At 72.9% G+C, this 24,695-nt stretch carries 26 protein-coding genes and 1 pseudogene; 21 read left to right on the forward strand and 6 right to left on the reverse strand.

Translation table 11 applies throughout. From position 1 onward, the window contains the following. The first annotated feature begins 66 nt into the window (after positions 1-66). Complete coding sequence (locus ACIQ1J_RS26790) at positions 67-792, forward strand: class I SAM-dependent methyltransferase (RefSeq protein WP_403560705.1); 726 nt, start codon at positions 67-69, stop codon at positions 790-792. A 53-nt stretch (positions 793-845) separates the two neighbouring features. Here ACIQ1J_RS26790 and ACIQ1J_RS26795 read toward each other — a convergent pair whose 3' ends face one another. Both ACIQ1J_RS26795 and ACIQ1J_RS26800 read right to left on the reverse strand, forming a co-directional pair. Continuing rightward, positions 846-1,064 (reverse strand): hypothetical protein, encoded by a 219-nt coding sequence (locus ACIQ1J_RS26795; RefSeq protein ID WP_403560707.1) that lies wholly within the window; start codon positions 1,062-1,064, stop codon positions 846-848. Between the two features lie 25 nt (positions 1,065-1,089). Then, positions 1,090-1,283 (reverse strand): annotated as a pseudogene (locus tag ACIQ1J_RS26800) (cation:proton antiporter); the annotation flags it as partial. Positions 1,284-1,569: 286 nt separating this feature from the next. On the opposite strand from ACIQ1J_RS26800, the gene ACIQ1J_RS26805 reads away from it, so the two are divergent. From ACIQ1J_RS26805 to ACIQ1J_RS26830, 6 genes are all read left to right on the forward strand, one after another. After that, on the forward strand, positions 1,570-2,403 hold the full coding sequence (locus tag ACIQ1J_RS26805; RefSeq protein WP_210962399.1) for a M55 family metallopeptidase: 834 nt from the start codon (positions 1,570-1,572) through the stop codon (positions 2,401-2,403). Then, the gene (locus ACIQ1J_RS26810; RefSeq protein WP_403560709.1) at positions 2,396-3,754 is read left to right on the forward strand and encodes a M20/M25/M40 family metallo-hydrolase; all 1,359 of its coding nucleotides are present in this window, start codon (positions 2,396-2,398) and stop codon (positions 3,752-3,754) included. Before ACIQ1J_RS26805 ends, ACIQ1J_RS26810 begins: the two co-directional genes overlap by 8 nt. A 56-nt stretch (positions 3,755-3,810) precedes the next feature. Then, on the forward strand, positions 3,811-5,766 hold the full coding sequence (locus tag ACIQ1J_RS26815) for a prolyl oligopeptidase family serine peptidase (RefSeq protein WP_403560711.1): 1,956 nt from the start codon (positions 3,811-3,813) through the stop codon (positions 5,764-5,766). 5 nt (positions 5,767-5,771) lie between these two features. Then, on the forward strand, positions 5,772-6,695 hold the full coding sequence (locus ACIQ1J_RS26820; protein WP_403561045.1) for an LD-carboxypeptidase: 924 nt from the start codon (positions 5,772-5,774) through the stop codon (positions 6,693-6,695). 53 nt (positions 6,696-6,748) lie between these two features. Beyond that, a complete protein-coding gene (locus ACIQ1J_RS26825; RefSeq protein ID WP_403560713.1) occupies positions 6,749-7,315 on the forward strand; it encodes a GNAT family N-acetyltransferase in 567 nt (188 codons plus the stop codon). Positions 7,316-7,462: 147 nt separating this feature from the next. Further along, positions 7,463-9,442, forward strand: coding sequence for a DUF5107 domain-containing protein (locus ACIQ1J_RS26830; RefSeq protein ID WP_403560715.1), 1,980 nt, complete (start codon positions 7,463-7,465; stop codon positions 9,440-9,442). A gap of 130 nt (positions 9,443-9,572) precedes the next feature. Here the strand turns inward: ACIQ1J_RS26830 and ACIQ1J_RS26835 are convergent, their stop codons facing one another. After that, the gene (locus tag ACIQ1J_RS26835) at positions 9,573-9,920 is read right to left on the reverse strand and encodes a VOC family protein (RefSeq protein WP_121750033.1); all 348 of its coding nucleotides are present in this window, start codon (positions 9,918-9,920) and stop codon (positions 9,573-9,575) included. Positions 9,921-10,001: 81 nt separating this feature from the next. Between ACIQ1J_RS26835 and ACIQ1J_RS26840 the strand changes: the two genes are divergently transcribed. Further along, positions 10,002-10,520: a phage holin family protein gene (locus ACIQ1J_RS26840; RefSeq protein ID WP_210962403.1), complete on the forward strand. Its 519-nt coding sequence runs from the start codon at positions 10,002-10,004 to the stop codon at positions 10,518-10,520. A 96-nt stretch (positions 10,521-10,616) separates the two neighbouring features. On the opposite strand, the gene ACIQ1J_RS26845 is transcribed toward ACIQ1J_RS26840, so the two are convergent. Continuing rightward, positions 10,617-11,579: an LLM class F420-dependent oxidoreductase gene (locus tag ACIQ1J_RS26845; RefSeq protein WP_403560717.1), complete on the reverse strand. Its 963-nt coding sequence runs from the start codon at positions 11,577-11,579 to the stop codon at positions 10,617-10,619. Between the two features lie 168 nt (positions 11,580-11,747). On the opposite strand from ACIQ1J_RS26845, the gene ACIQ1J_RS26850 reads away from it, so the two are divergent. From ACIQ1J_RS26850 to ACIQ1J_RS26910, 13 genes are all read left to right on the forward strand, one after another. Next, positions 11,748-13,718, forward strand: a complete 1,971-nt coding sequence (locus ACIQ1J_RS26850) for an FAD-dependent oxidoreductase (protein WP_403560719.1) — start codon at positions 11,748-11,750, stop codon at positions 13,716-13,718. After that, a complete protein-coding gene (locus ACIQ1J_RS26855; RefSeq protein ID WP_403560721.1) occupies positions 13,715-15,562 on the forward strand; it encodes a transketolase in 1,848 nt (615 codons plus the stop codon). The genes ACIQ1J_RS26850 and ACIQ1J_RS26855 overlap by 4 nt, the downstream gene beginning before the upstream one ends. Continuing rightward, a complete protein-coding gene (gene ligD, locus ACIQ1J_RS26860; protein ID WP_403560723.1) occupies positions 15,559-16,488 on the forward strand; it encodes a non-homologous end-joining DNA ligase in 930 nt (309 codons plus the stop codon). Before ACIQ1J_RS26855 ends, ligD begins: the two co-directional genes overlap by 4 nt. Before the next feature lie 100 nt (positions 16,489-16,588). Further along, entirely contained in the window at positions 16,589-16,972 is a 384-nt protein-coding gene (locus tag ACIQ1J_RS26865) for a gas vesicle protein (protein ID WP_403560725.1), read from the forward strand. A gap of 61 nt (positions 16,973-17,033) precedes the next feature. After that, a complete protein-coding gene (locus tag ACIQ1J_RS26870) occupies positions 17,034-17,477 on the forward strand; it encodes a gas vesicle structural protein GvpA (RefSeq protein ID WP_403560727.1) in 444 nt (147 codons plus the stop codon). After that, positions 17,474-18,247 (forward strand): GvpL/GvpF family gas vesicle protein, encoded by a 774-nt coding sequence (locus ACIQ1J_RS26875; protein WP_403560729.1) that lies wholly within the window; start codon positions 17,474-17,476, stop codon positions 18,245-18,247. The genes ACIQ1J_RS26870 and ACIQ1J_RS26875 overlap by 4 nt, the downstream gene beginning before the upstream one ends. 4 nt (positions 18,248-18,251) lie before the next feature. Beyond that, positions 18,252-18,515, forward strand: coding sequence for a gas vesicle protein GvpG (locus ACIQ1J_RS26880; RefSeq protein ID WP_403560731.1), 264 nt, complete (start codon positions 18,252-18,254; stop codon positions 18,513-18,515). After that, a complete protein-coding gene (locus tag ACIQ1J_RS26885) occupies positions 18,512-19,300 on the forward strand; it encodes a DNA primase (RefSeq protein ID WP_403560733.1) in 789 nt (262 codons plus the stop codon). Before ACIQ1J_RS26880 ends, ACIQ1J_RS26885 begins: the two co-directional genes overlap by 4 nt. Beyond that, positions 19,297-20,451: an SRPBCC family protein gene (locus ACIQ1J_RS26890; RefSeq protein ID WP_403560735.1), complete on the forward strand. Its 1,155-nt coding sequence runs from the start codon at positions 19,297-19,299 to the stop codon at positions 20,449-20,451. The genes ACIQ1J_RS26885 and ACIQ1J_RS26890 overlap by 4 nt, the downstream gene beginning before the upstream one ends. After that, positions 20,448-20,774, forward strand: a complete 327-nt coding sequence (locus ACIQ1J_RS26895) for a gas vesicle protein (RefSeq protein ID WP_121750042.1) — start codon at positions 20,448-20,450, stop codon at positions 20,772-20,774. Before ACIQ1J_RS26890 ends, ACIQ1J_RS26895 begins: the two co-directional genes overlap by 4 nt. Continuing rightward, positions 20,771-21,577: a GvpL/GvpF family gas vesicle protein gene (locus ACIQ1J_RS26900; RefSeq protein ID WP_403560737.1), complete on the forward strand. Its 807-nt coding sequence runs from the start codon at positions 20,771-20,773 to the stop codon at positions 21,575-21,577. Before ACIQ1J_RS26895 ends, ACIQ1J_RS26900 begins: the two co-directional genes overlap by 4 nt. Continuing rightward, the gene (locus ACIQ1J_RS26905; RefSeq protein ID WP_121750043.1) at positions 21,574-21,756 is read left to right on the forward strand and encodes a gas vesicle protein; all 183 of its coding nucleotides are present in this window, start codon (positions 21,574-21,576) and stop codon (positions 21,754-21,756) included. The genes ACIQ1J_RS26900 and ACIQ1J_RS26905 overlap by 4 nt, the downstream gene beginning before the upstream one ends. Continuing rightward, positions 21,731-22,051, forward strand: a complete 321-nt coding sequence (locus ACIQ1J_RS26910; protein WP_403560739.1) for a gas vesicle protein K — start codon at positions 21,731-21,733, stop codon at positions 22,049-22,051. The genes ACIQ1J_RS26905 and ACIQ1J_RS26910 overlap by 26 nt, the downstream gene beginning before the upstream one ends. Before the next feature lie 68 nt (positions 22,052-22,119). On the opposite strand, the gene ACIQ1J_RS26915 is transcribed toward ACIQ1J_RS26910, so the two are convergent. Then, positions 22,120-22,941, reverse strand: coding sequence for a methyltransferase domain-containing protein (locus ACIQ1J_RS26915; RefSeq protein ID WP_403560741.1), 822 nt, complete (start codon positions 22,939-22,941; stop codon positions 22,120-22,122). A 159-nt stretch (positions 22,942-23,100) separates the two neighbouring features. Continuing rightward, positions 23,101-24,606 carry a bifunctional phosphatase PAP2/diacylglycerol kinase family protein gene (locus ACIQ1J_RS26920; protein WP_403560743.1) on the reverse strand — a complete coding sequence of 502 codons (1,506 nt, stop codon included), beginning with the start codon at positions 24,604-24,606 and terminating at the stop codon, positions 23,101-23,103. Positions 24,607-24,695 lie beyond the last annotated feature (89 nt).

Here is a 24,695-nt window from a genome sequence, read left to right on the forward strand (position 1 = left end):
CGCGGTACACCGTACGGGCCCGTCACCTCCGACGGGCTGTACGTCGTCGGACCTGGGGAGACGGGCATGAGCGTGACGAGTCGGTACCGGGACGCCTGGGAGAGCTTCTGGAACGAGGCACCCGAGGGCCAAGGGGCGGTGTTCTGGGACGCGGAGCCCATGCTGACCGCCGGGCGCCACCTGGCCCACTTCGAGCCGCACCTGACCGACCCCGGCCTGCCGATGATCGACCTCGGCTGCGGCAACGGCACCCAGACCCGTTACCTCGCCGACCGCTTCCCGCATGTCGTCGGCGCCGACCTGAGCGCCGCCGCCCTCGACCACGCCCGGCACGCCGACCCCGCCGGCCAGGCGGCGTACCGGCAACTGGACGCCGCCGACAAGGCCGAGGCGGAGACACTGCACGCGGAGCTGGGAGACGCCAACGTCTATGTGCGGGGCGTCCTGCACCAGTGCGAGCCCCACGACCGGCAACCGCTGGCCGACGCCCTCGCCGCGCTCGTCGGGGAACGCGGCCGCGCCTTCCTGGTGGAGCTCTCCCAGGCGGCCAAAACCGTGCTGACGGGGATGGCCCAGGGGCCCGAGGGGCCGCCCGCCAAGCTCGCGCCCGTCTTCCGGCACGGCCTGACCCCGGGAGCGGTTCCCGACGAGGCGGTGCCGGAGTACCTCCGCGTGGCCGGACTCACCGTGCTGGCGAGCGGTGAACTGCCGCTGATCACCTCGGAGTACACACCGGACGGTACACGGATCGAGCTGCCGTCGACGTGGGTGGTGGCGGGGCGGATCCCGTGACGGGCGTACGGGGCGGCGGCGTGGGACGCGGTGGCAGGCGGCCCGCCCGGGCGTCACCACGCCTCCGTGTCCTTCGCCCCCTCCTCGGCGGACGCCGGCCCCGCCGTCCCGCCGGTCGCCGAGCGCAGCCGCGTCGCGAGCAGAGGCAGCACGAGTACGGAGATCATCGCGGCGCCGACCAGCGCGGCGGCCCGGTCCGTGCCGAGCAGGTCCTGGTCGACGCCGATGGTCGTGATCGCGACGACCAGCGGCAGACAGGTCGAGGCGAACAACGCGAGGGCCGACCGGTCCGTACGGCAGTCCGAGACCGGCGAGCGTGTCGACGGCCTCGCCGGGGTGCGCCCAGCCCAGGACCTGCGGGCCGATGAGGATGCCGAGGACGACCTCGAAGACGACCGGCGGAACGCGGAGCCGACGTCCCGTGGCGTGCACGAGAAGCGGCGCCAGGACGGCGGCGGCCTGATCAGGACGAGGGTGCCCGGGTGGGTCATGGCGCGCCGCCGTTCATGGACGCGGCGCGGCGGTACCTGGCCGTACCGGCGTGGACGTTCTCGCTGACGGCGTGCACAGTGCCACTCTTCCTCGCTCCGGGGGCCGGGACGACCGGGGTGTACGCCGTCGGAGGGAGGAGGAGGTCCGTGCGTCCGGTCCTATGATCGGTCGAACCCGTAGAAGGGCTGGTCGTAGGCCGTACGAGGTGAGTCCAGTGGTTCATACCACCGGTAGTTGTCCACAGCCCTGGCCGAGGCGGCCGGGCAGCGCGTACGGTTTCGAGACATGAAGATCCTCATCAGCGCCGACATGGAAGGCGCCACCGGTGTCACCTGGCCGGCCGACGTGCTGCCGGGGACGCCGCAGTGGGAGCGGTGCCGGTCGATGTTCACCTCGGACGTGAACGCCGCCGTGCTGGGCTTCCTCGACGGCGGTGCCGACGAGGTACTCGTCAACGAGGCGCACTGGACCATGCGCAACCTCCTCCTGGAACAGCTCGACGAACGTACGCAGATGCTCACCGGGCGGCACAAGGCGCTGTCCATGGTGGAGGGCGTCCAGCACGGGGACGTGGACGGCATCGCCTTCATCGGGTACCACGCGGGTGCCGGCATGGAGGGCGTCCTCGCGCACACCTACCTCGCCAACCAGATCACCGGCGTGTGGCTGAACGACGCGAGAGCCAGTGAGGGTCTGCTCAACGCACACGTCGTCGCCGAGTACGGGGTGCCGGTCGTGCTGGTCACCGGGGACGACGTGGCCTGCGAGGACGCGCTCGGGTACGCGCCCGAGGCGCTGAAGGTCGCGGTCAAGGACCATGTGTCACGGTACGCGGCCGTGTGCCGTACGCCGGCGAGAACCGCCTCCGACATCCGGGCGGCGGCCAAGGAGGCGGCGGCGCTCGCGGTGCGGTACGAGCCGGTGAGCGGCGGGCCGTTCACCGTCGCCGTGGAGTTCGACGCCGAGCACCTGGCGGCGGCCGCGACCGTCGTGCCGGGGGTGGCCCGTATCGCGGAGCGGAAGGTGGCGTACACCCACGACACCATGTTCGAGGCGATCCGTACCTTCAAGGCGGTCACCACGATCGCCTCGGCAGCGGTGGAGGAGCAGTATGGCTGAGCAGGTCGGAAGCACGCCCGAGGGCACGTCCGACGGCACACCGGGGAGTACGGACGCCCAGGCGCTGGACGAGGTCGTGCGCTTCACCTCCGAGCTGATCCGGATCGACACGACGAACCGCGGTGGCGGTGACTGCCAGGAGCGCCCGGCCGCCGAGTACGCCGCCGCGCAACTCGCCGAGGCCGGGCTCGAGCCCACCCTGCTGGAGCGGACCGAGGGCCGCACCAACGTCGTCGCCCGGATCGAGGGCACCGACCCGTCGGCCGGCGCGCTGCTCGTGCACGGTCATCTCGACGTGGTGCCCGCCGAGGCCGCCGACTGGAGCGTGCACCCGTTCTCCGGCGAGATCCGCGACGGCGTCGTCTGGGGGCGCGGCGCCGTCGACATGAAGAACATGGACGCGATGATCCTGGCCGTCGTGCGCGACTGGGCCCGGCAGGGGGTACGGCCGCGGCGGGACGTCGTCATCGCCTTCACCGCGGACGAGGAGGCCAGCGCCGAGGACGGCTCCGGCTTCCTCGCCGACCGGCACGCCGCGCTGTTCGAGGGCTGCACCGAGGGCGTCAGCGAGTCCGGCGCGTTCACCTTCCACGACGGTGCCGGCCGCCAGTTCTACCCGATCGCCGCCGGTGAGCGTGGCACGGGCTGGCTCAAGCTCACCGCGCGGGGGCGGGCGGGACACGGTTCCAAGGTGAACCGGGAGAACGCGGTCACCCGGCTCGCCGCGGCGATCACCCGCATCGGCGACCACGAGTGGCCGCTGCGTCTGACCCCGACCGTGCGCGCCGCCCTGACCGAACTCGCCACCGTCTACGGCATCGAGACCGACCTGCGCGACGTCGACGCGCTGCTGGACAAGCTCGGCCCCGCCGCGGGACTGGTCGAGGCCACCGTCCGCAACAGCAGCAACCCGACCATGCTGAACGCCGGTTACAAGGTCAACGTCATCCCCTCAGAGGCCGTCGCCTACGTCGACGGGCGCTTCCTGCACGGCTGCGAGGACGAGTTCCGCAGTACCCTCGACCGGCTCACCGGGCCGGACGTGGACTGGGAGTTCGCCCACCGCGAGGTCGCCCTCCAAGCGCCGGTGGACTCGCCGACGTACGCCCGGATGCGTGCCGCCGTCGAGGAGTTCGCCCCCGAGGGGCACGTGGTGCCGTACTGCATGTCCGGCGGCACGGACGCCAAGCAGTTCTCGCGGCTCGGCATCACCGGCTACGGGTTCGCGCCGCTCAAGCTGCCCGAGGGCTTCGACTACCAGGCCCTTTTCCACGGCGTCGACGAACGTGTCCCCGTCGAGGCGCTGCACTTCGGCGTCCGCGTCCTCGACCGTTTCCTGCGCACGGCGTAGGGGTCGGGCCTTCCGGGCCCGCCCGACAAGTATCGGAGAAGAAAGTGGGGGAGTCGGTGCGGACTCTGCCGTACGGATCGTGGCCCTCGCCCATCGACGCGGCCCTCGCCGCCGCGCACGACGGGCGCCCCGACGACGTGGCCTTCGTCGGCGACGAGGTGTGGTGGACGGCCCCCCGGCCCACCGAGGGCGGTCGGCGCACACTGGTGCGGCGGCGTCCCGACGGCACCGAGGAGCCGGTGCTGCCCGCGCCGTGGAACGCCCGCAGCCGCGTCATCGAGTACGGCGGCCGGCCCTGGGCCGCGCTCATGACCGACACCGGGCCGCTGGTGGTCTTCGTGAACTTCGCCGACCAGCGGCTGTACGCCTACCGGCCGGGCGGCGGCGAGCCGCGTCCGCTGACGCCCGTCTCCCGGGTGGGCGGCGGGCTGCGCTGGGCGGAGCCGGAGGTGCGTGGCGAGCGCGGCGAGGTGTGGTGCGTCCTGGAGGAGTTCACCGGTGACGGGCCCAGCGACGTGCGCCGGGTCCTGGCGGCGGTGCCGCTGGACGGCTCGGCGGCCGGCCAACGGGACGCGGTCCGCGAACTCGCCGGCGCCCGGCACCGCTTCGTCACCGGCCCCCGCGTCTCGCCCGACGGGCGGCGCGCCGCCTGGCTCGCCTGGGACCACCCGCGCATGCCCTGGGACGGCACCGAGCTGGTCGTGGCCGAGATCGGCCCCGACGGCACGCTCCGGGACGCCCGGACAGTCGCCGGCGGGCCCGAGGAGTCCATCGCCCAGGTGGACTGGGCGCCCGACGGCGCTCTGCTCCACGCCTCCGACCGCACCGGCTGGTGGAATCTCTACCGCGACGGCCGGCCGCTCTGCGCCCGCGAGGAGGAGTTCGGCGGGCCGTTGTGGAAGCTCGGGCAGCGCTGGTTCGCCCCGCTGGACAGCGGCCTGATCGCCGTCGTGCACGGCCGTGGTGCCGCCGCCCTCGGCATACTCGACCCCGAGACCGGCGAGGTCGTCGACGCCGCGGGCCCCTGGACCGAGTTCGCGGCGACCCTCGCCGCGCACGGCGAGCGAGTCGTGGCGGTCGGCGCGAGCCCGCGCAGCGCCTACGAGGTGGTCGAGCTGGACGCCCGTACCGGCCGGGCCCGGGTGATCGGCGCCCCGCACGACGACGCGGTGGACCCGGCGTACTACCCCGAGCCGCGGCTCCGCACCTTCACCGGGCCCGCCGGGCGCGACGTCCACGCCCACCTCTATCCGCCGCACAACCCGGGCTGCCTCGCACCGGACGATGAGCTGCCGCCGTACGTGGTCCGGGCGCACGGCGGCCCCACCAGCCGGTCTCCCCTCGTACTGGATCTGGAGATCGCCTACTTCACCTCGCGCGGCATCGGCGTCGCGGAGGTCGACTACGGCGGCTCCACGGGGTACGGCCGGGAGTACCGCAACCGGCTGCGCGAGCAGTGGGGCGTGGTCGACGTCGAGGACTGCGCCGCCGTCGCCCTCGCCCTGGCCGGCGAAGGCACCGCCGACCGGGAGCGGCTCGCCGTGCGTGGCGGCAGCGCGGGTGGCTGGACGGCCGCCGCCTCGCTGGCCACTACCGACGTCTACGCCTGCGGCACGGTCAGCTATCCGATCCTCGACCTGACCGGCTGGGGCACGGGGGAGACGCACGACTTCGAGTCGCAGTACCTGGAAAGCCTCATCGGCCCGTACGCCGAGGTGCCCGACCGGTACGTCGAGCGGTCGCCCGCCGAGCACGCGGACCGGGTCACCGCGCCGTTCCTGCTGCTCCAAGGGCTGGACGACGTGATCTGCCCGCCCGTGCAGTGCGAACGGTTCCTCTCCCGCATGGCGGGCCGGGGAGTGCCGCACGCGTACCTCACCTTCGAGGGCGAGGGGCACGGATTCCGCCGGGCGGAGACCATGGTGCGCGCCCTGGAGGCCGAACTCTCCCTCTACGCCCAGGTATTCGCTCTGCACCCGCACGGCATTGCGACCCTGGCGCTGAACCGGTGACGAGGGTGAGAGGCCTGACCCGCCCGGCCCGGCTCGCCCCCGGCGCCCGGGTGGCCGTCGTCGCGCCCAGCGGGCCCGTCCCCGAGGAACGGCTGCAGGCGGGCCTGGACGTGCTGCGCGGCTGGGACCTCGACCCGGTCGTGGGCCCGCACGTCCTGGACCGGCACGGCACCTTCGACTACCTCGCGGGCTCCGACGCCGACCGGGCCGCCGACCTACAGGCCGCCTGGTGCGATCCGTCCGTGGACGCGGTGCTGTGCGCCCGCGGCGGGTACGGCGCGCAGCGCGTGACGGACCTGCTCGACTGGGAGGCGATGCGCGCGGCCGGGCCCAAGGTGCTCGTCGGTTTCAGCGACATCACCGCGCTGCACGAGGCGTTCGCCACCCGGCTGGGTCTGGTCACACTGCACGGGCCGATGGCCGCGGGAATCGACTTCCTGAAGAACGCGCGGGCGCAGGAGCATCTGAGGGCCACCCTGTTCGCTCCGGAGACGGTCCGCGTGATCGCCTCCGGCGGCACGCCCATGGTCCCCGGCCGGGCGCGCGGCGTCACCCTCGGCGGTTGCCTGTGCCTGCTCGCCGCCGAACTGGGCACCCCGCATGCCCGTCCCTCCGCACGCGGCGGCCTGCTGTGCCTGGAGGACGTGGGGGAGGAGACGTACCGGCTGGACCGCTACCTCACCCAGCTCCTGCGCGCCGGCCGGCTCGACGGGGTCGGCGGGGTGCTGCTCGGCTCGTGGCACGCGTGCGAGCCCTACGAGCGGCTGCGGCCGATGCTGGCCGACCGGCTCGGCGGCCTCGGTGTGCCGGTCGTGGAGGACTTCGGCTTCGGCCACTGCGAGGGAGCGCTGACCGTCCCGTTCGGCGTAACGGCGGAACTGGACGCGGACGCGGGCACCTTGACGCTGGACCGGCCGGCACTGCGATGACCACGGTGCCGACCGGTCCCGCGCGCGGCGACAAGGCGTCGTAGGCTGGCGAGATGCCGCACAACGCATCCCGCCACCTCGCCGAGGGCCCTCGCGTGGGCATACGGCACTTCACCCACGAGGACGGCGCCGAGTTCACCGCCCGGGCCCGGGAGAGCAAGGACCTGCACCACCCGTGGCTCTTCCCGCCGGACAGCGCCCAGGCGTACGAGGCCTACGCCGCCAGGCTGATCGAGGACCGGACGAAGGCCGGGTTCCTGCTGTGCGAGAAGGACACGGGCGGGGCGGACGGCGACTCCATCGCCGGATTCGTCAACATCAACAACATCGTCGAGGGCGGTTTCCTCAGCGGCGCCCTCGGCTACGGCGCCTTCGCGCACGCGGCGGGGCGCGGGCTGATGCGCGAGGGACTGGAGCTCGTCGTGCGGTACGCGTTCGGACCGATGCGGCTGCACCGGCTGGAGATCAACGTGCAGCCGGGCAACTTCGCCTCGATCGCGCTGGCCCGGGCCTGCGGCTTCCACCTGGAGGGTTTCTCGCCGAGGATGCTCTACATCGACGGGGCCTGGCGCGACCACCAGCGCTGGGCGATCACCGCCGAGACCGTGACCTCCGGTTGACCTCCGGCGTTGCGCCGCGCAGGCGTCGACCGCACGACCCGCCGCCGCCGACACGGCACCCAGCGGTTCAAACGTGAGGGACGTCGCGCGAACGTGACCGACGGCGCCCCTGTTCACGGCACCGGTGAGCGGCTTCCATGGGGAAGCGTGACGACGATCCGACGTGAGGTACTGAGCCTGCCCGCCGCGCCGCTGGGGCCGGACAACCCGCTGCCGCCGCTGCGCCCCCTGGACGAGGCGCACCGCATCGACGAACGCGACCGGGCCGGCCTGCCGCGCGACATGGCCCGCCAGGTCGACTACGAGCCACTGCGCAGCCTGCTGCCCGTGCGCGTCCGGGACGGCTACGACCGGCAGCGCGAGACCCGGGAGATCGACGCCCTCGTCATCGAGAACGACCGGCTGCGGGCCACCGTCCTGCCCGGCCTCGGCGGCCGCGTCGCGTCCCTCCTGCACAAGCCGACCGACCGCGAGCTCCTCTACGTCAACCCCGTGCTCCAGCCCGCCAACTTCGCCCTCAACGGAGCCTGGTTCTCCGGCGGCATCGAATGGAACATCGGAGCCACCGGCCACACCACCCTGTCCTGCTCGCCCGTGCACGCCGCCCGCGTGCCCGCCCCCGACGGCGGCGAGATGCTGCGCCTGTGGGAGTGGGAACGGCTGCGCGACCTGCCCTTCCAGGTCGACCTGTGGCTGCCGGAGGGCTCGGACTTCCTCCGCGTCGGCGTCCGGATCCGCAACCCGCACGAGCTCCCGGTGCCGGCGTACTGGTGGTCCAACATCGCCGTGCCCGAGGAACGGCGCGTCCTCGCCCCCGCCGACGAGGCCTGGCTTTTCGGCTACGAGCGGCGCCTGCGCCGGGTGCCCGTCCCGTCGTACGACGGAGCCGACCGGACGTATCCGCTGAACAGCACGTACGCCGCCGACTACTTCTACGAGGTGCCGGACGGCCGGCGCCGCTGGATCGCCGCGCTCGACGAGGACGGCCGCGGACTGGCGCAGACGTCGACCGACGTGCTGCGCGGCCGCAAGCTGTTCGTGTGGGGCACGGGCCCCGGCGGACGGCGCTGGCAGGAGTGGCTCACCGAGCCCGGCACCGGCGGCTACTGCGAGATCCAGGCCGGGCTCGCCCGCACCCAGCTGGAGCACGTCAAGCTGGAGGCGGAGAGCGAGGTGTCCTGGCTGGAGGCCTACGGGCCGCTCGACGCGGCGCCCGAGGGCGAGTGGCACACCGCACTGCGCGGCGCCGAGGAGCGGCTGGAGGCGGTACTGCCGCGCGCCGACGTCGACGCGGCCTACGAGGCCTGGCGGCCGTACGCCGACGCCGAGCCCGGCGAGAACCTCGCAACGGGGTCGGGCTGGGGCGCGCTCGAAGTGCTGCGCGCGGGCTGGAAGCTGCCCGGCACGCCCTTCGAGGAGCACACCCTCGGCGACGACCAGCGGCCCTGGCTGCACCTGCTGCGCGCCGGGTCCCTGCCCGAACCGGGACAGCATGAACCGCCCGGGGACACGCTGGTCGCCCGGCCCTGGCGGGACATGCTGGAGACCACGGCCGCCACGCCGATCGCCGAGTACCACCTCGGCGTCGCCCAGTGGCACGGTGACGACCGGGCCCAGGCGGTACGCAGTTGGGAGCGCGGCCTGAAGACCGCCGCCGCCGGCTGGCCGCTGCTGCGCTGCCTCGCCGTCGCCGACCGGGAGGACGGCCACCACGAGCGGGCCGCCGACCGGTACGCCGAGGCCTTCGACGACCTGTGCGAGCGACTGCGCGAGCGGCGGGAGGAGACGGACGTCCGCGTCGACGACGCGGAGCGGACGGCCGTCGCCGCGGCGCTCGGCCGCGAGGCGATCGAGACGCTGCTCGCGGTCGGGCGCACGGCGGACGCCCGTGCGGTGTGGGACCGGCTGCCCCCCGGGGCCCGGGCCCGCGGCCGGTTCCGGCTGACCGAGGCGGAACTGCTGGCCGCCGAGGGCCGGCGCGAGGCGGCGCGGGCCGTCTTCGACGAGGGCTTCGAGGTCGCCGACCTGCGGGAGGGCGCGGAGAGCCTCGGCCGGCTGTGGGCCCGGCTCGGCGACGAACCGCTTCCGGCCCGCCACGACTTCCGGATGCGGCCGGACGGGGACTGAGCCGCCTGGCCCGTCGCTGTCCCGGCCCGTCGCGGCCCCGGCCCGTCGCTGCCCCGGACCGTCGCGGCCCCGGACCGTCGTGGCCCCGGCCCGTCGCTGCCCCGGACCGTCGTGGCCCCGGCGGACCCAGCTACCCTCGCCGGTCCACGTACTCGTAGATCGCCCCGTCCGGGTGCCGGGCGATCAGGTTGCGGCCCACGGGCGTCGGGACCGGACCCGCGATGACGTCCGCGCCCAGCGAGGTGAGGACACGATGGGTCTCCTCGACGTCCGTCACGGCGATCGTCGCGGCGACCTTGCGCAACACCTCGAGCTGGGACTCGGGTCCGCTCATCAGCAGGAAGCAGCCGACCGCGGCGACTTCGACACCGCCGCGTTCGAAGCGGTGGGCCCGACCGCCGGCCAGGCCTTCGTAGAAGGGGATCGCCTTGTCCAGGTCGTCGACGTAGATGCGCAGTGTGGCTCCCAGAATGTCCATGCGGACGAGCCTAGTTGGGAGAGGCGGGGTCCCACTCACGGTCCCGCCCATGGATGTTCCGCCCGCGGGTACCCGCAACGTATGGACCGCATGGATCACTTGGAACACCTGGACAAGCATCTGGTCGACGAACTGGCGCAGGTGGCACGCGAGACCGTGCGCGACGAGCTGCGGGAACAGACGCGGAAGCAGCGCCGCAAGGCGACGCTGTACGCCGCGTCCGGTGCCGCCGCCCTGTACGCGGGTGCCGCCCTCGCGCTCACCGTGGGCCTGGCCCTCGCCATCGGCCTGCCGGACTGGGCCGCCGCGCTGATCACGGCTGCCCTCCTGGGTGTCGTGGCCTACCTGTTGCGCGGTGCGGCCCGGCCCCACGCGTCCCGGCCGGGGGCCGGCCACGAGCACACCGTCGGTGGTGACGCACCGGGTGTGCCGCCGAGCGGGCTCGGCATGCCGTACCCGCCGATGCCGCCCGTCGCGCCCGGTGGCGTCGGCGGCGCGACCGGCGCCCCGGGTGCGGGCACGCCCGCGCCGGGCGGTACCGGTCCGGCGGCGCCGCGCCAGGACGACATCGACCCCGAGGCCCCGCACGGCCGCGGCTGACCTGCCGCGGCCAGAGCCAAGCCCCCCGGACACATGTCCGGGGGGCTTCACGCCGCGGCGGGGCGGGCCGCCTGAGTCAGGCCGGGACGGGGCGGGTCAGGCGCCCTGCTGGAGCTGCGGCAGCACCTTCGTGCGATAGAAGTCGAAGAAGCCGCGCAGGTCGGGGCCGATCTGGTTGACGTAGACGCGGTCGAAGCCGGCGTCGGCGAACTCCTTCAGTTCGGCGACGTGCTCGTCCACGTCGTCGCCGCACACCCGGCTGTCCCGGACCATGTCCTCGGTGACCAGGGTCTGCGCCTGCTCGAAGTGCTTCGGCGAAGGCAGCACCTGGCCCAGCTCGCCCGGCAGTTGCTCGTTGGCCCACAGCCGGTGCACGGTCCGTACCGCCTCGTCCCGGTCGGTGTCGTAGCAGACCTTGGTGCCGCCGCTGACCAGCTTCCCGCCGCCCCCGCCCTTGCGGTACTGCTCCACCATCGAGGTCTCCGGCATCATCGTGATGTAGCCGTCGCCCACCCGCGACGCCAGTTTGGTCGCCGCCGGGCCGAAACCGGAGATGTCGATCGGGACGGGCTCGTCCGGGACGGTGTACAGGCGGGCGTTCTCCACCGTGTAGTGCGTGCCGTGGTGGTTGACCTCCTCGCCGGTGAACAGCCGGCGCATGATCAGGATGGCCTCCTCCAGCATCTCCAGGCGTACGTGCGCGGCCGGCCAGGCGTCACCCAGGATGTGCTCGTTGAGCGCCTCGCCGGTGCCCACGCCGAGCCGGAAACGGCCGTCCGTCATGACCGCGCTGGTCGCGGCGGCCTGCGCCACCACCGCCGGGTGGATACGCACGGTCGGGCAGGTCACCGCCGTCTCGATGGGCAGCGACACCGCGTCGGACAGCGCGCCGATCACCGACCACACGAACGGGCTCTGCCCCTGCTCGCCGTTCCAGGGGTGGTAGTGGTCCGAGATCCACAGCGCCTGGAACCCGGCCTGCTCGGCCATCCGCGCCTGTTCGATGAGTTCCGCCGGGCCGTACTGCTCGCACGAGAGGAAATAGCCGTACTCGGGCATGGGGGATTGCCTCCGGGACATGGAGCGGGTGGGTCCCGGCCCGGGTACCCGGGCATCCGGCCGGAAACCGGCGGTGCGGGGCGTCGCACGGGCCAGGCGCACGTTTGGGTGCCCAGGCCAGGGGGACGCGTAAGGCTCACGAGGTACGCGACAGCCCGGAGGCGAACCGTGAGCCGACCCCGCATCGTGATCGTCGGTGCCGGCTTCGCCGGGTACCGGACGGCCCGCACCCTGTCCAGGCTCACCCGGCACCAGGCCGACATCACCCTGCTCAACCCGACCGACTACTTCCTCTACCTGCCCCTGCTGCCCCAGGTCGCCGCCGGAATCCTGGAACCGCGCCGGGTCAGCGTGTCCCTCTCGGGCACCCTGCCGCGCGTCCGGCTGGTGCTCGGCGAGGCCGACGGGATCGACCTCGACGGACACACCGTGCATTACACCGACCCCGAGGGCGGCGAGGGCACTCTGCCCTTCGACCGGCTGGTCCTGGCCGCGGGCAGCGTCAACAAGCTGCTGCCCGTCCCGGGCGTCGCCGAGCACGCCCACGGCTTCCGCGGGCTGCCGGAGGCGCTGTACCTGCGCGATCACGTGACGCGGCAGGTGGAACTGGCCGCCGCTGCCGGTGACCGCGAGGAGTGCGCCGCCCGGTGCACCTTCGTCGTGGTCGGCGCCGGGTACACCGGCACCGAGGTCGCCGCGCACGGCCAGATGTACACCGACGCGCAGGTCCGCAAGCATCCGATGCGCACCGGCATGCGGCCCCGCTGGATGCTGCTGGACGTGGCGCCCCGGGTACTGCCCGAGATGGACGAACGGCTCTCCCGCACCGCCGATCGGGTACTGCGGCAGCGGGGCGTCGACGTGCGGATGGGGACCTCCGTGAAGGAGGCCACGCATGACGGGGTCCTGCTGACCGACGGTACGAGTGTGGACACGCGCACGCTGGTGTGGTGCGTGGGCGTGCGGCCCGACCCCCTGGTGGAGTCCCTCGGGCTGCCCATGGAACGCGGCCGGCTGCTCGTCGACCCGCACCTCCAGGTGCCGGGACGGCCCGAGCTGTTCGCGTGCGGTGACGTGGCCGCGGTGCCCGACCTGCACCAGCCCGGCCAGTACACGCCGATGACCGCGCAGCACGCCTGGCGGCACGGCAAGGTCTGCGCCCAGAACGTCGCCGCGTCGCTCGGCATCGGCGAACGACGGGTCTACCGCCACCGTGACATGGGGTTCGTCGTCGACCTCGGCGGCGCGAAGGCCGCCGCCAACCCGCTCGGCCTGCCGATGTCCGGCCCGGCGGCGGGCGCGGTCACGCGGGGCTACCACCTCGCGGCGATGCCCGGCAACCGGGTCCGGGTCGCCGCGGACTGGCTGCTCGACGCGGTACTGCCCCGTCAGGCCGTCCAGTTGGGCCTCGTACGGTCCTGGTCCGTGCCGCTGGAGTCGGCGTCGCCGGAGGTGGCACGGGTGCCGGGCGGCGTGGGGAGCGCCGGGACACGGAAGAAGAAGGGCGCGGCGGCCGGAGACGACCCGGGGCGCCAGGACGTCCCCGAGGCCGCGGACGGCCACCGGTCCGGCACCGAGCCCGCCGACGCCAAGCCGACGACGGGCACGCCCGACGCCGAGGCGGCCAGGAATCAGCCGGGTGGTGAGCCCGCCGAGAATCAGCCGGGTGGTGAGCCTGCCAAGAATCAGCCGGGTGGTGAGCCTGCCAAGAATCAGCCGGGTGGTGAGCCTGCCAAGAATCAGCCGGGCGGTGAGCCTGCCAAGAGCCAGCCCGGCGGTGAGCCCGCCAAGAACCAACCCGGGGCTGAACCGGCCAAGGGTGGCCGCCCGGCCGGTGCCTCCGGCAAGTCGCGTCCCGCCCGTGCGCCGGCGAAGCCGCCGTCCACCGCCGCGCCCGCGAAGCCGCCCTCCGCCAACGCGCCCGCGAAGCCGCCCTCGGCCAAGTCGCCCACCCCGCCACGGCGGCCGGGAGCGGCGCCCGGCAAGCCCAGGCCCGCCGGCGCGGCGCCCGCCCGGTCCGCCGGTGCGCCCGGTGACCCCGGCCCCGAACCCCCGGCGGACCAGCCACTCCCCGGACCCGACATCGCCCCCGGCCCCGTCAAACGTTCCGACGACCGCGCCGCAGAAGGAGACTCATGAACACCGGTGAACTCGCCGACCTCGGACAGCAGTTGCGCGTCGACAGCGTACGGACGTCCGCCGCCGCGGGCTCCGGACATCCGACGTCCTCGATGTCCGCCGCGGACCTGATGGCCGTACTCCTCGCCAACCACCTCCGCTACGACTTCGAGCGCCCCGCCCACCCCGGCAACGACCGCTTCGTCCTCTCCAAGGGACACGCCTCGCCCCTCCTCTACTCCGCCTACAAGGCGGCCGGCGCCATCGACGACGAGGAGCTGCTGACCTTCCGCAAGCTGGGCAGCCGCCTGGAGGGGCACCCGACCCCGCAGCGACTGCCGTGGGTCGAGACGGCCACCGGTTCGCTGGGCCAGGGGCTGCCCGTCGGCGTCGGCATCGCGTTGTCCGGCAAGCGGCTGGACCACGCCGACTACCGCGTGTGGGTGCTGTGCGGCGACAGCGAGATGGCCGAGGGGTCCGTGTGGGAGGCCGCCGAGCACGCCGGGTACGAGAACCTCGACAACCTCACCGTGATCGTCGACGTCAACCGGCTGGGCCAGCGGGGCCAGACCCGGCACGGTCACGACCTCGACGCGTACGCGCGCCGCTTCCGGGCCTTCGAATGGCACACCATCGAGATCGACGGCCACGACGTCGACGCCATCGACCGCGCCTACGGCGAGGCCCTGTCCACCAAGGGCCAGCCCACCGCGATCATCGCCCGCACCCTCAAGGGCAAGGGCGTCGAGGCCGTGGAGGACCGCGAGGGCCAGCACGGCAAGCCACTGCCGGAGGCCGAGGAGGCCATCGCGGAACTCGGCGGGCCGCGCGACCTCACGGTCCGGGTCCAGGAGCCGCCGTCCGCGCGGGCACTGCACTCGGCAGACACCGGTCAGACCGAGCTGCCCCGCTACGACAAGGGCGACGAGGTCGCCACCCGCAACGCCTTCGGCGAGGCGCTCGCCGCCCTCGGCACCGCCCGCGGCGACGTCGTCGCCCTCGACGGCGAGGTCGGCGACTCCACGCGCGCCGAGTTCTTCGCCAAGGAGCACCCCGAGCGCTACTTCGAGTGCTACATCGCCGAGCAGCAGATGGTCGCCACCGCGGTGGGCATGGCGGCACGCGGCTGGGTGCCGTACGCCACCACCTTCGCCGCCTTCCTGACCCGCGCCCACGACTTCGTACGCATGGCGTCCGTCAGCGGCTCCGGCATCAACCTCGTCGGCTCCCACGCCGGCGTCGCCATCGGCCAGGACGGGCCCAGCCAGATGGGCCTGGAGGACCTCGCGATGATGCGGGCCATCCACGGCTCGACCGTGCTCTACCCGTGCGACGCCAACCAGACCGCCCGCCTCGTCGTCGAGATGGCCGGCCTGGAGGGCATCCGCTACCTGCGCACCTCGCGCGGCGAGAGCAAGGTGATCTACAGCCCCGACGAGGAGTTCCCCGTCGGCGGCAGCAAGGTGCTGCGCTCCTCCGACCGCGACCGGCTGACCGTCGTCGCGGCCGGTGTCACCCTGCACGAGGCGCTCGCCGCGGCCGACGCCCTCGGCGAGGACGGCATCCCGGTCCGGGTGATCGACCTGTACTCGGTCAAGCCCGTCGACCGGGCCACCCTGCGCGAGGCCGCCGAGGACACCGGCTGCCTGGTGACCGTGGAGGACCACCGCCAGGAGGGCGGCATCGGCGACGCCGTCCTCGACGCCTTCTGCGACGGACGGCCCGTGCCCCGCCTGGTCCGGCTCGCCGTGGGCACGATGCCGGGTTCCGCGACCCCGGCCGAGGAGCTGCACGCCGCGGGGATCGACGCCGAGTCCGTCGAGGCCGCCGTACGGATGCTGGTGGAGCAGGCGATCGTCCCGTGAGCGGTGGCACCGCGCGGACCGTCCGGGCCGGCCGGCACACCGGGGAGGTCCACCGGCCGGACAAGGTGCTGTTCCCCAAAGGCGAAGGAGGCGCCCAGGAGTACACCAAGGGTGATCTGGTCGACTACCACCGTGCCGCCGCCCCGTTCATGCTGCCGCACCTGCGGGGGCGCCCACTGATGCTGGAGCGGCACCCGGACGGCGTCGACGGTCCGCGGTTCATGCAGAAGAACACTCCGGAGCACTACCCGGACTGGATCAACCGCGTCGAGGTGGGCAAGGAGGGCGGCACCGTCTGCCACACCGTCTGCGACGACTCCGCCACCCTTCTCTACCTCGCCGACCAGGCCGCCCTCACCCTGCACCGCTGGCTGTCCCGGGCCGGGCAGGTGGACCGGCCGGACCGGATGGTCTTCGACCTCGACCCGGCCGGTGACGACTTCGAGGCGGTACGGGAGGCGGCTTGGCTGCTGGGCGAGCTGCTCGACGAGCTGAAGCTGGCCTCGGCCCTCATGACCACCGGGTCGCGGGGACTGCACGTCGTCGTTCCGCTGAAGGGCCATCAGGCCTTCGCCGACGTAAGGGAGTTCGCCCGAGAAGTCGCAGAGGCCCTGGCCGCGGCGCATCCCGACCGGCTCACCACCGCCGCCCGCAAGAAGGACCGCGGCGACCGGCTTTACCTCGACATCCAGCGCAACGCCTACGCGCAGACCGCGGTCGCGCCCTTCACCGTCCGGGCCCTGCCCGGTGCGCCCGTGGCCACCCCCATCTCCTGGGACCAGCTGGACGACCCCGCGCTGCACGCCCGCCGCTGGACGATCGCGGACGCCGTCGACCAGGCGCGCACCCGGCCGTGGGCCGGGGTCATGAGCCGCGCCCGGGCCATGGGGCCTGCTCGGCGGCGGCTGAACGTGCTGCGCGGCTGAGCCGGCCCGGGGCCGGGCGGGGGCGCCGGCGGGTGGCACATGCACGTGCCCGTGGAGGTTTCGCGAACAAACTTGCGGCCACACGGGAGGGGAGGTGGCCATGTCGAACACGAACAACACGCCCGAATCACAAGGCTCACAACAGAGTTCACGCAGAACGCAAAAGCCGCAGAAGCGTCAAGAGTCACAGGACTCCCAGGGGTCGCGCCGGCGGCCCCGGCCGATGGAGGTACTGCGCGAGGCGCGCGCCCAGCTCGCGGAGCTCACAGGAATGACCGCGGAGACGGTGTCGTCCTTCGAGCAGACGGAGGAGGGCTGGGCGCTGGAGGTCGAGGTCCTCGAGCTCGAGCGCGTGCCCGACACGATGAGCCTGATGGGGAGCTACCAGGTGGAGCTCGACGCCGAGGGGCAGCTCACGGGCTACCGGCGAGTCAGGCGCTACGAGCGCGGCCGGGCCGACGCCCGCGGGTCCCGAGGCCGCTAGACGGCCCGCCGCGGACCGGCTCACCCGCGACAAGACGACAAGACACGGAGGAACACCAGGCATGACTGTCGTACCGGCACAACAGTCCGGCGGTGGAGGCGGCAGCAGCGGCCTCTACGACGTACTTGAGCTTGTTCTGGACAGGGGGCTCGTGATCGACGCATTCGTCCGCGTCTCCCTGGTCGGCATCGAGATCCTCAAGATCGACGTACGTATCGTCGTCGCGAGCGTCGACACCTATCTGCGCTTCGCCGAGGCGTGCAACCGGCTCGACCTGGAGGCCGGGCCGCGCAAGGACCCGGGCCTGCCCGACCTGGTCGGACAGATGACCGAGTCCGGTGCCAAGGGCAAGTCGAAGGGGGCGCTGTCCGGCGCCGCCGAGACCATTTCCGACGCCTTCAAGCAGGCCCGTGACGAGGACGGCTCCGAGCGCGAGCGCGAGACCGCGTCGCGTCCGCGCGCCCGCAAGGCCGCGCCCTCGCGCCGGAAGGAGGAGCAGGAGTGAGTACGTACGTCTACGGCATCACCGCCGGCTCCCACCCCTCGCTTCCCGGGGGACTGGCCGGCGTCGGTGAACCACCGCGCGAGGTGCGTGTCATCGAGGCGGGTGGCCTGGCGGCCGTCGTCAGCGACGCGCCCGAGGGACTGCGCCCCAAGCGCAGGGAGCTGCTCGCCCACCAGAACGTGCTCAGCGAGGCGGGCGCGGGGGGCTGTGTGCTGCCCATGCGGTTCGGCAGCGTGGCCCCGGACGACAGCGCGGTCACCGGCGTCCTCGCCGAGCGGGCCGAGCACTACAAGGAACGCCTCGGGGCGCTGGACGGCCGGGTCGAGTACAACGTCAAGGCCAACCACGTCGAAGAGGCCGTGCTGCACCACGTGATGGCCGAGAACCCGGAGATCCGGGCTTTGGCCGAGTCCAACCGGCAGTCGGGTGGCGGCAGCTACGAGAGCAAGATCCAGCTCGGTGAGATGGTCGCGGCCGCGGTCCAGGGCAAGGAGGCCGAGGACGCCGTCGTGCTGGAGCGCGCCGTGGAACCGGTCGCCGACGCCGTGAGCGTGGGCCCCGAGTCCACCGGGTGGCTGGCCAACGTCTCGTTCCTGGTGAAGCAGGACTCGGCCGAGGAGTTCCTCGCCGCCGTGGAACGGGCCCGTGCGGACATGCCGCACCTGGAAGTGCGCGTGAACGGACCCCTGCCGCCGTACAGCTTCGTCGAGCCCGGCCCGGCCGAGCCGGCGGGCACCGCGGCCGGTGGGGCCGGCGCCGGAGCGGGGTGACGAGATGGGACTGCTCTCGGAGGTTCTGCTGCTGCCGCTCGCACCGGTGCGCGGCGCCGGCTGGGCCATCGGACAGGTATTGAGCGAGGCCGAGCGGATCTACTACGACCCGGCCACGATCAGAGCCGAACTGGCCCGTCTGGAAGAGCAGTTGGAGGCCGGTGAGATCTCCGAGGAGGAGTTCGACCGACAGGAGGACGACCTTCTGGACCGGCTGGAGATCGCTACGCGCACGAGCGCGGGATTGGGCAACGGGACGGCACCATGAATCGAGTGGGACTGGGCCTCGCGGTAGGGGCCGGATATCTGCTGGGACGCACCAAGAAACTGAAACTGGCCGTCGCCGTGGGCACCATGGTGGCCGGCAAGAAGATGAACCTGACGCCGAAGGGCATCGCCGAGCTCGTCTCCTCCCAGCTGCAGAACAACCCGCAGTTCAAGGAGATAGGGGACCAGCTGCGCACCGACCTTCGCGGCGTGGGCAAGGCGGCCTCGGGTGCCATGGTGGAGCGGCAGATCGACGCGCTCGCCGACCGGCTGCACGGTCGTACCGCCCAGGTCCGCGACCAGCTCTCCGGCGTGGCGTCCCAGGCGCCCGGTGTCGGCTCCGAGTCCGCAGAGTCCGCCGAGTCCGCCGAGGACAGGGACGACGCCCGAGACGCCCGAGACTCCCGCGACGCCCGAGACTCCCGCGACTCCGAGGCCTCGGAGGACTCGGAGGAGCGCGCGGAGTACGACGACGACCGCTACGAGGACGAGCCGGCGGACGAGCGGCCCGACGAAGAGCACGAGGAGGAGCACGAGGAGGAGCCCGAGCGGCGGCGCGAGCCACGGCGCGAGCGGGCGGCGAAGAAGGCACCGCCCGAGCCGCGCAAGGCGGCCAGGAAGGCGCCCGCGCCCGCGAAGAAGGCGGCAGCCAAGGCACCCGCGAAGAAGGCCGCGGCGAAGCGGGCGCAGCCTGCCGAGAAGGCGGCAGGCAAGAAGACGGCCGGCGCCAGGAGCGCCGCCCGCGGTGCCGGGAGCCGGCAGCCGAAGGGTGGTGGTGAGCGATGACCGACACGCTCGGTTCCGCGGCGTCCACGGCGGGCAAGGCCGCGAAGAAGAACCCGATCGCCGACGTGGCCCAGAGCGAGGCCGCCGACCGCCTCAAGGCGGAGGTGCAGGAGTACATCGCCGCGCAGGTCACGCGGCTGCTGACCGGCGTCGGCACCAAGCTCGGCGAGACCACCGGCAAACTGAACGACATCGCCGAGGGCAACAGCCCCGGATTCGGCAAGCTCGCCCTCGACGGCGGACGCAAGCTCGCCGAGGGCAAGGGCCCGATGCGGGCCGCCTTCGAGGTCGGCGCCGGCAAGGTGAAGGACAACGTGGTCGGCGCATTCAAGAACCTCACCGGCGGCAAGGGCAGGAAGAAGGGCGGCGGCGGCCAGAAGCCGACCGTCATCATCGAGTACGTCGACGTCGGCGTGCCGGTGCGCACCGCCTACGACCAGTGGACCCAGTACCAGGACTTCAGCACCTTCGCCAAGGGCGTCAAGAGCGCGAACCGCGCCGACGACACCTCGTCCGACTGGCAGCTGAAGGTCTTCTGGTCCAACCGCAGCTGGAAGGCGAAGACCACCGAGCAGGTGCCCGACGACCGGATCACCTGGACGTCGGAGGGCGCCAAGGGCACCACGAAGGGCGTCGTCAGCTTCCACAAGCTCGCCGACAGTCTCACCCGCGTGATCCTCGTCATCGAGTACTACCCCAAGGGCCTGTTCGAGAAGACCGGCAACATCTGGCGCGCTCAGGGCCGCCGGGCCCGCCTCGACCTGAAGAACTACGTCCGCCACATCACCCTCAAGGGCGAGGCGGACGACGGCTGGCGCGGCGAGATCCGCGACGGCGAGGTCGTCCGCAGCCACGAGGACGCCCTCGCGGAGGAACAGGAGCAGGAGGACCAGGCCCAGGACCAGGAGGACCAGGACCAGGAGCCCGAGGGCGAAGAGGGCGAAGAGGGTTACGAGGACGACGAGGAGGCGCCGTACGCCGAGGAGGAGGGCGAAGCGGACGCCGAGTACGAGGAAGAGCCCGAGGGCGAGTCGGAGGAGCAGTACGAAGAGGAGCCCGAGGGCGAGTACGAGGAGGACGAGGAAGCCGGCGAGGACGAGTACGCGTCCCGTGACGAGTACGAGGACGCCGACAGCGGGAGCCGTCGATGACCACACCCAGCCGGCTGCCCGATCCCTATGGCCAGGGACAGAGCGCCAATCTCGCCGACATCCTGGAGCGGGTGCTCGACAAGGGAGTCGTCATCGCGGGCGACATCAAGATCAACCTGCTCGACATAGAGCTGCTCACCATCAAGCTGCGGCTCGTCGTCGCGTCCGTCGACAAGGCCAAGGAGATGGGCATCGACTGGTGGGAGAGCGACCCCGCGCTCTCCTCGCGCGCCCGGCGCGACGAACTGACCCGGGAGAACGCCGAGCTGCGTGAACGTCTGAGGGAACTGGATCCGGGCCGCGTACCGAGGGAGGCGCCGTGACCGGACTGCGGTACGTCTACGCCGTCTGCCGCCCGTTCGGCGCGGCCCTCCAGTCCCAGCTGGCCGGGGTGGCGGGGGACCCGCCCCGGCTGCTGGCCCACGGCGACCTGGTCGCCGTGGTCAGCCATGTGCCGGAGGACGACTTCTCCGAGGAAGCACTGCGCGGCCACCTGGAGGACCTGGACTGGCTCGCCGGGACCGCCCGCGCCCACCAGCAGGTCATCGACGCGCTCACCGCCGTCACCACACCGCTGCCGCTCCGGCTGGCCACCGTCTTCCGGGACGACAGCGGCGTACGCGTGATGATGGAGGAGCGCGAGGAGGCCTTCCGGCGCACGCTCGACCGGCTGGACGGGCGCGTGGAATGGGGCGTCAAGGTGTACGTCGAGGCGGAGCCCGAGCGGGCCGCCGAGCCGGCGCGACCCGCCCCGAAGCCCGCCTCCGGCCGGGACTACCTGCGGCAGCGGCGCAGGCAGACACGGGCCAGCGACGACCTGTGGAGCAGGGCCGAGGAGTTCGCGACCCGACTGCACGAATCGCTGTCCTCCCGGGCCGACGACGCACGGCTGCACGCGCCGCAGAACCCCAGCCTTTCCGGTGCCGCCGGACGGAACGTTCTCAACGCCGCCTATTTGGTACGACGGGACGTTTCCGAGGAATTCGTGGAAATGGTGGACGGGACGAAGGACGACGCCCCCGGAATCCGCGTGGAACTCACCGGGCCGTGGGCGGCCTATTCCTTCGCCGGTGACGAAGCCGGTGAACGAGGGGCCGGCGGGGAAAGCACGGGGGAGGGATCATGACCGTCGTCGAACGCCGTGAGATCGCCCTGGTCGACCTGCTCGACCGGCTGCTGGCCGGGGGAGTCGTCATCACCGGTGACGTCACGCTGCGCATCGCGGACGTCGACCTGGTCCGCATCGACCTGAACGCGCTGATCAGCTCGGTCAACCACAATGTTCCATCGCCGTTCGGGGATTGACGTGAGTGAACATCCTGAGCCCCGCAAGCGCCTCGACCTCGACCCCGACACGGTCGAGCGCGATCTGATCAAGCTGGTGCTGACCGTCGTCGAGCTGCTGCGCCAGCTCATGGAGCGCCAAGCGCTGCGCCGCGTCGACGAGGGCGACCTGAGCGAGGACCAGGAGGAGCGGATCGGGCTCACCCTGATGCTCCTCGACGACCGTATGACCGAACTGCGCGACCGCTACGGCCTGCGGCCCGAGGACCTGAATCTGGACCTCGGGCCGCTGGGGCCGCTGCTGCCCCGGGAGTGAACCTCCCGGGACAGCAGCCTCGTCACCAGCGGTTCATCGGTTCACGGATTCCACCGATCAGGCGCCCGTCAGTCTTCCTTCCGGCACAGGATCTCCCCGTGCAGGACGCTGAACCAGCTCTCCGGCCGCTCACCCCACTCCCGCCAGGCAGCCGAGACGGCCCGCAACCGCTCCGTCGTCGCATGGCCACCCTCGATGGCGCGCTCGGCGTAGGCGGACGCCACGGTGCGGTCCGCCCACAGGTCGCTCCACCACCGGCGCTCCTCGGGGGTGGCGAAGGTCCAGGTGGCGGAGGTCGCCGTGATGTCGGTGAACCCGGCCTCGAGTGCCCAGGCCTTCAGCCGTCGTCCGGCGTCCGGCTCGCCGCCGTTGGCGCGGGCCACCCGGTGGTACAGGTCCAGCCAGTCGTCCATGCCCGGGGAGGCGGGGTGCCAGGTCATGGCGCCGTAGTCCGAGTCGCGGACGGCGATGATCCCGTTGGGCCGCGCCACCCGCCTCATCTCGCGCAGGGCCTGCACCGGGTCGCCCACGTGCTGGAGGACCTGGTGGGCGTGGACGACGCAGAACGTGCCGTCCGGATAGTCCAGCGCGTGCACGTCGGCGACCGCGAAGTCGGTGTTGGTGAGCCGGTGTTCGGCTGCCGTGGCCCGGGCCCGCTCGACGATCTCCGGCGCCCGGTCCACGCCGGTGACGTGCCCGTCCGGGACCAGTTCCGCCAGGTCCGCGGTGATGGTGCCCGGACCGCAGCCGATGTCCAGGATCCGCATGTGGGGCTTCAGTGAGCCGAGCAGATAGGCGGCGGAGTTGGCGGCGGTGCGCCAGGTGTGCGAGCGGAGCACGGACTCGTGGTGTCCGTGCGTGTATACGGCGGTCTCCTGCGGCTTCGGCAAGGTGGGTCCCCTCTCCCGACGATGCGATCACCGTACGCGCACCGGCCGAATGATGAGACGCGCGTTTCGCGATATGGGCTGACGCGCCGTCAGCAGCAGGTGCCGGCAAGGCCGTCGGGAAAGGGCGTCAGCAAACGCCGTCAGGAAGGAAAGGCCCCGTCAGGAAAGGAGCCCGTCGCCGGCCAGCGGGCGGTACACCGTGAGCGCCTCGGGCAGCTTCTCGAGCGTCAGGTCGCCCTCCGTCTCCGTCAGCTCGCCGTCGAAGGCCATCAGCGTGCCCGGCGCGATTCCGGACAGGCGCAGCCGGCTCACCTGCACCGCCGCGTGGGCGGGGGAGCGGGTCAGCGGACCGGCCAGGGCCGCGGACAGCAGCCGCAGGGCCGGCCGGCGGCCGCCGTGCACCACCCGCACGTCCAGCTGCCCGTCCGCCAGGTCGAGGCGGCGGCCGGAAGCGATGCCCCTGCGGTGGTACGTGCCGTTGCCCGCGAACAGCATCCACAGCGGGCGCCTGCGGCCGCGTACCTCGGCCTCCAACGGGTGCCGGTCGGCGCGCAGCACCCGCACGGCCGCCAGCACCCCGGCCGGCCAACCGCCGATCCGGGGGGACCAGCGCTCCCGCTCGCGCACCAGTTCCGGGTACACGCCGAGGCTGAAGGTGTTCAGGAAGACACCGTGCTGCCCGCCGGAGGCGAACCGGCCCACGTCCACGCGCACGCCCTCGCCCCGCTCCAGCGCCCGGCACAGATCCCGCACGTCCTCCACGCCGAGGTCGTAGGCGAAGTGGTTGAGCGTGCCGCCGGGCAGCACCGCGAGCGGCAGTCCGTGGCGGACCGCGATCTCGGCCGCGGCGTTCACGGTGCCGTCGCCGCCGCACACACCGAGCACCCGGGCGTGCTCCGCCGCCTTCTCCAGCTCGGCCCGGACGTCCTCCGGCTCGCACTCCACCACCTCCGCGTCGGGCAGCGCGTCGCACAGCGCCCGCACCCGGTCCGAGGTGCCCGAGCCGATGTTGGCCACCATGACGAGGCCCTCGCCCCCGGGCAGCGCCGGGACCTCGGCGCGCGGCCGGGCCGGCGGGGTGAGCTGCGCGCGCGTCGGCACCATGCCCCGTACGGCGAACGCGGCCCCCACCCCGAGCGCCGCACCGGCCACCACGTCGCTCGGGTAGTGGACGCCGGTGTAGACCCGGGAGAGGGCGACCGCGGCGGCCACCGGGGCCACCGCCGCGCCCCACGCCGGGGACTCCAGCGCGACGCCGGTCGCGAAGGCGGCGGCCGACGCGGCGTGCCCCGACGGGAAGGACGTCGTGACCGGCTGCCGCTTCAGCTGCCGGATCAGCGGCACCGGGTCCAGTACGGGACGGGCCCGGCGGACCGAGCGCTTGCCGAGGGTGTTGATCGTCAGCGATGCCAGACTCAGCGAGGCGAGGCCCCGGGCGGCGGCACGGCGGGCCCTCGGGGTGCGGGTCGCGGCCAGCGCGGCGCCGGCCGCGAACCACAGCACGCCGTGGTTGGCGCTACGGCTCAGCCGGGGGAGCAGGGGGTCGGCGCCGGGCCAGGTGCGGGCGGCGACGGCCTCGAACACGCGCTGGTCCAGCCGCAGGAAACCGTTGCGGACCGGATGCGGGCCGGGCGTCCGGGCGGTGAGGTCTACGTCGGGGCTCATGCCTTCCGCCTACCCTGCGGAACGCGTTTCCTGCGGGTGGCGCGCCCCACGTACCGCAGCCCCGGCAGCGGAGGACGAAAACGGTTTGC

It is taken from the genome of Streptomyces sp. NPDC097107 (assembly GCF_044762405.1).
In the GTDB taxonomy this organism is placed as follows: domain Bacteria; phylum Actinomycetota; class Actinomycetes; order Streptomycetales; family Streptomycetaceae; genus Streptomyces; species Streptomyces thinghirensis.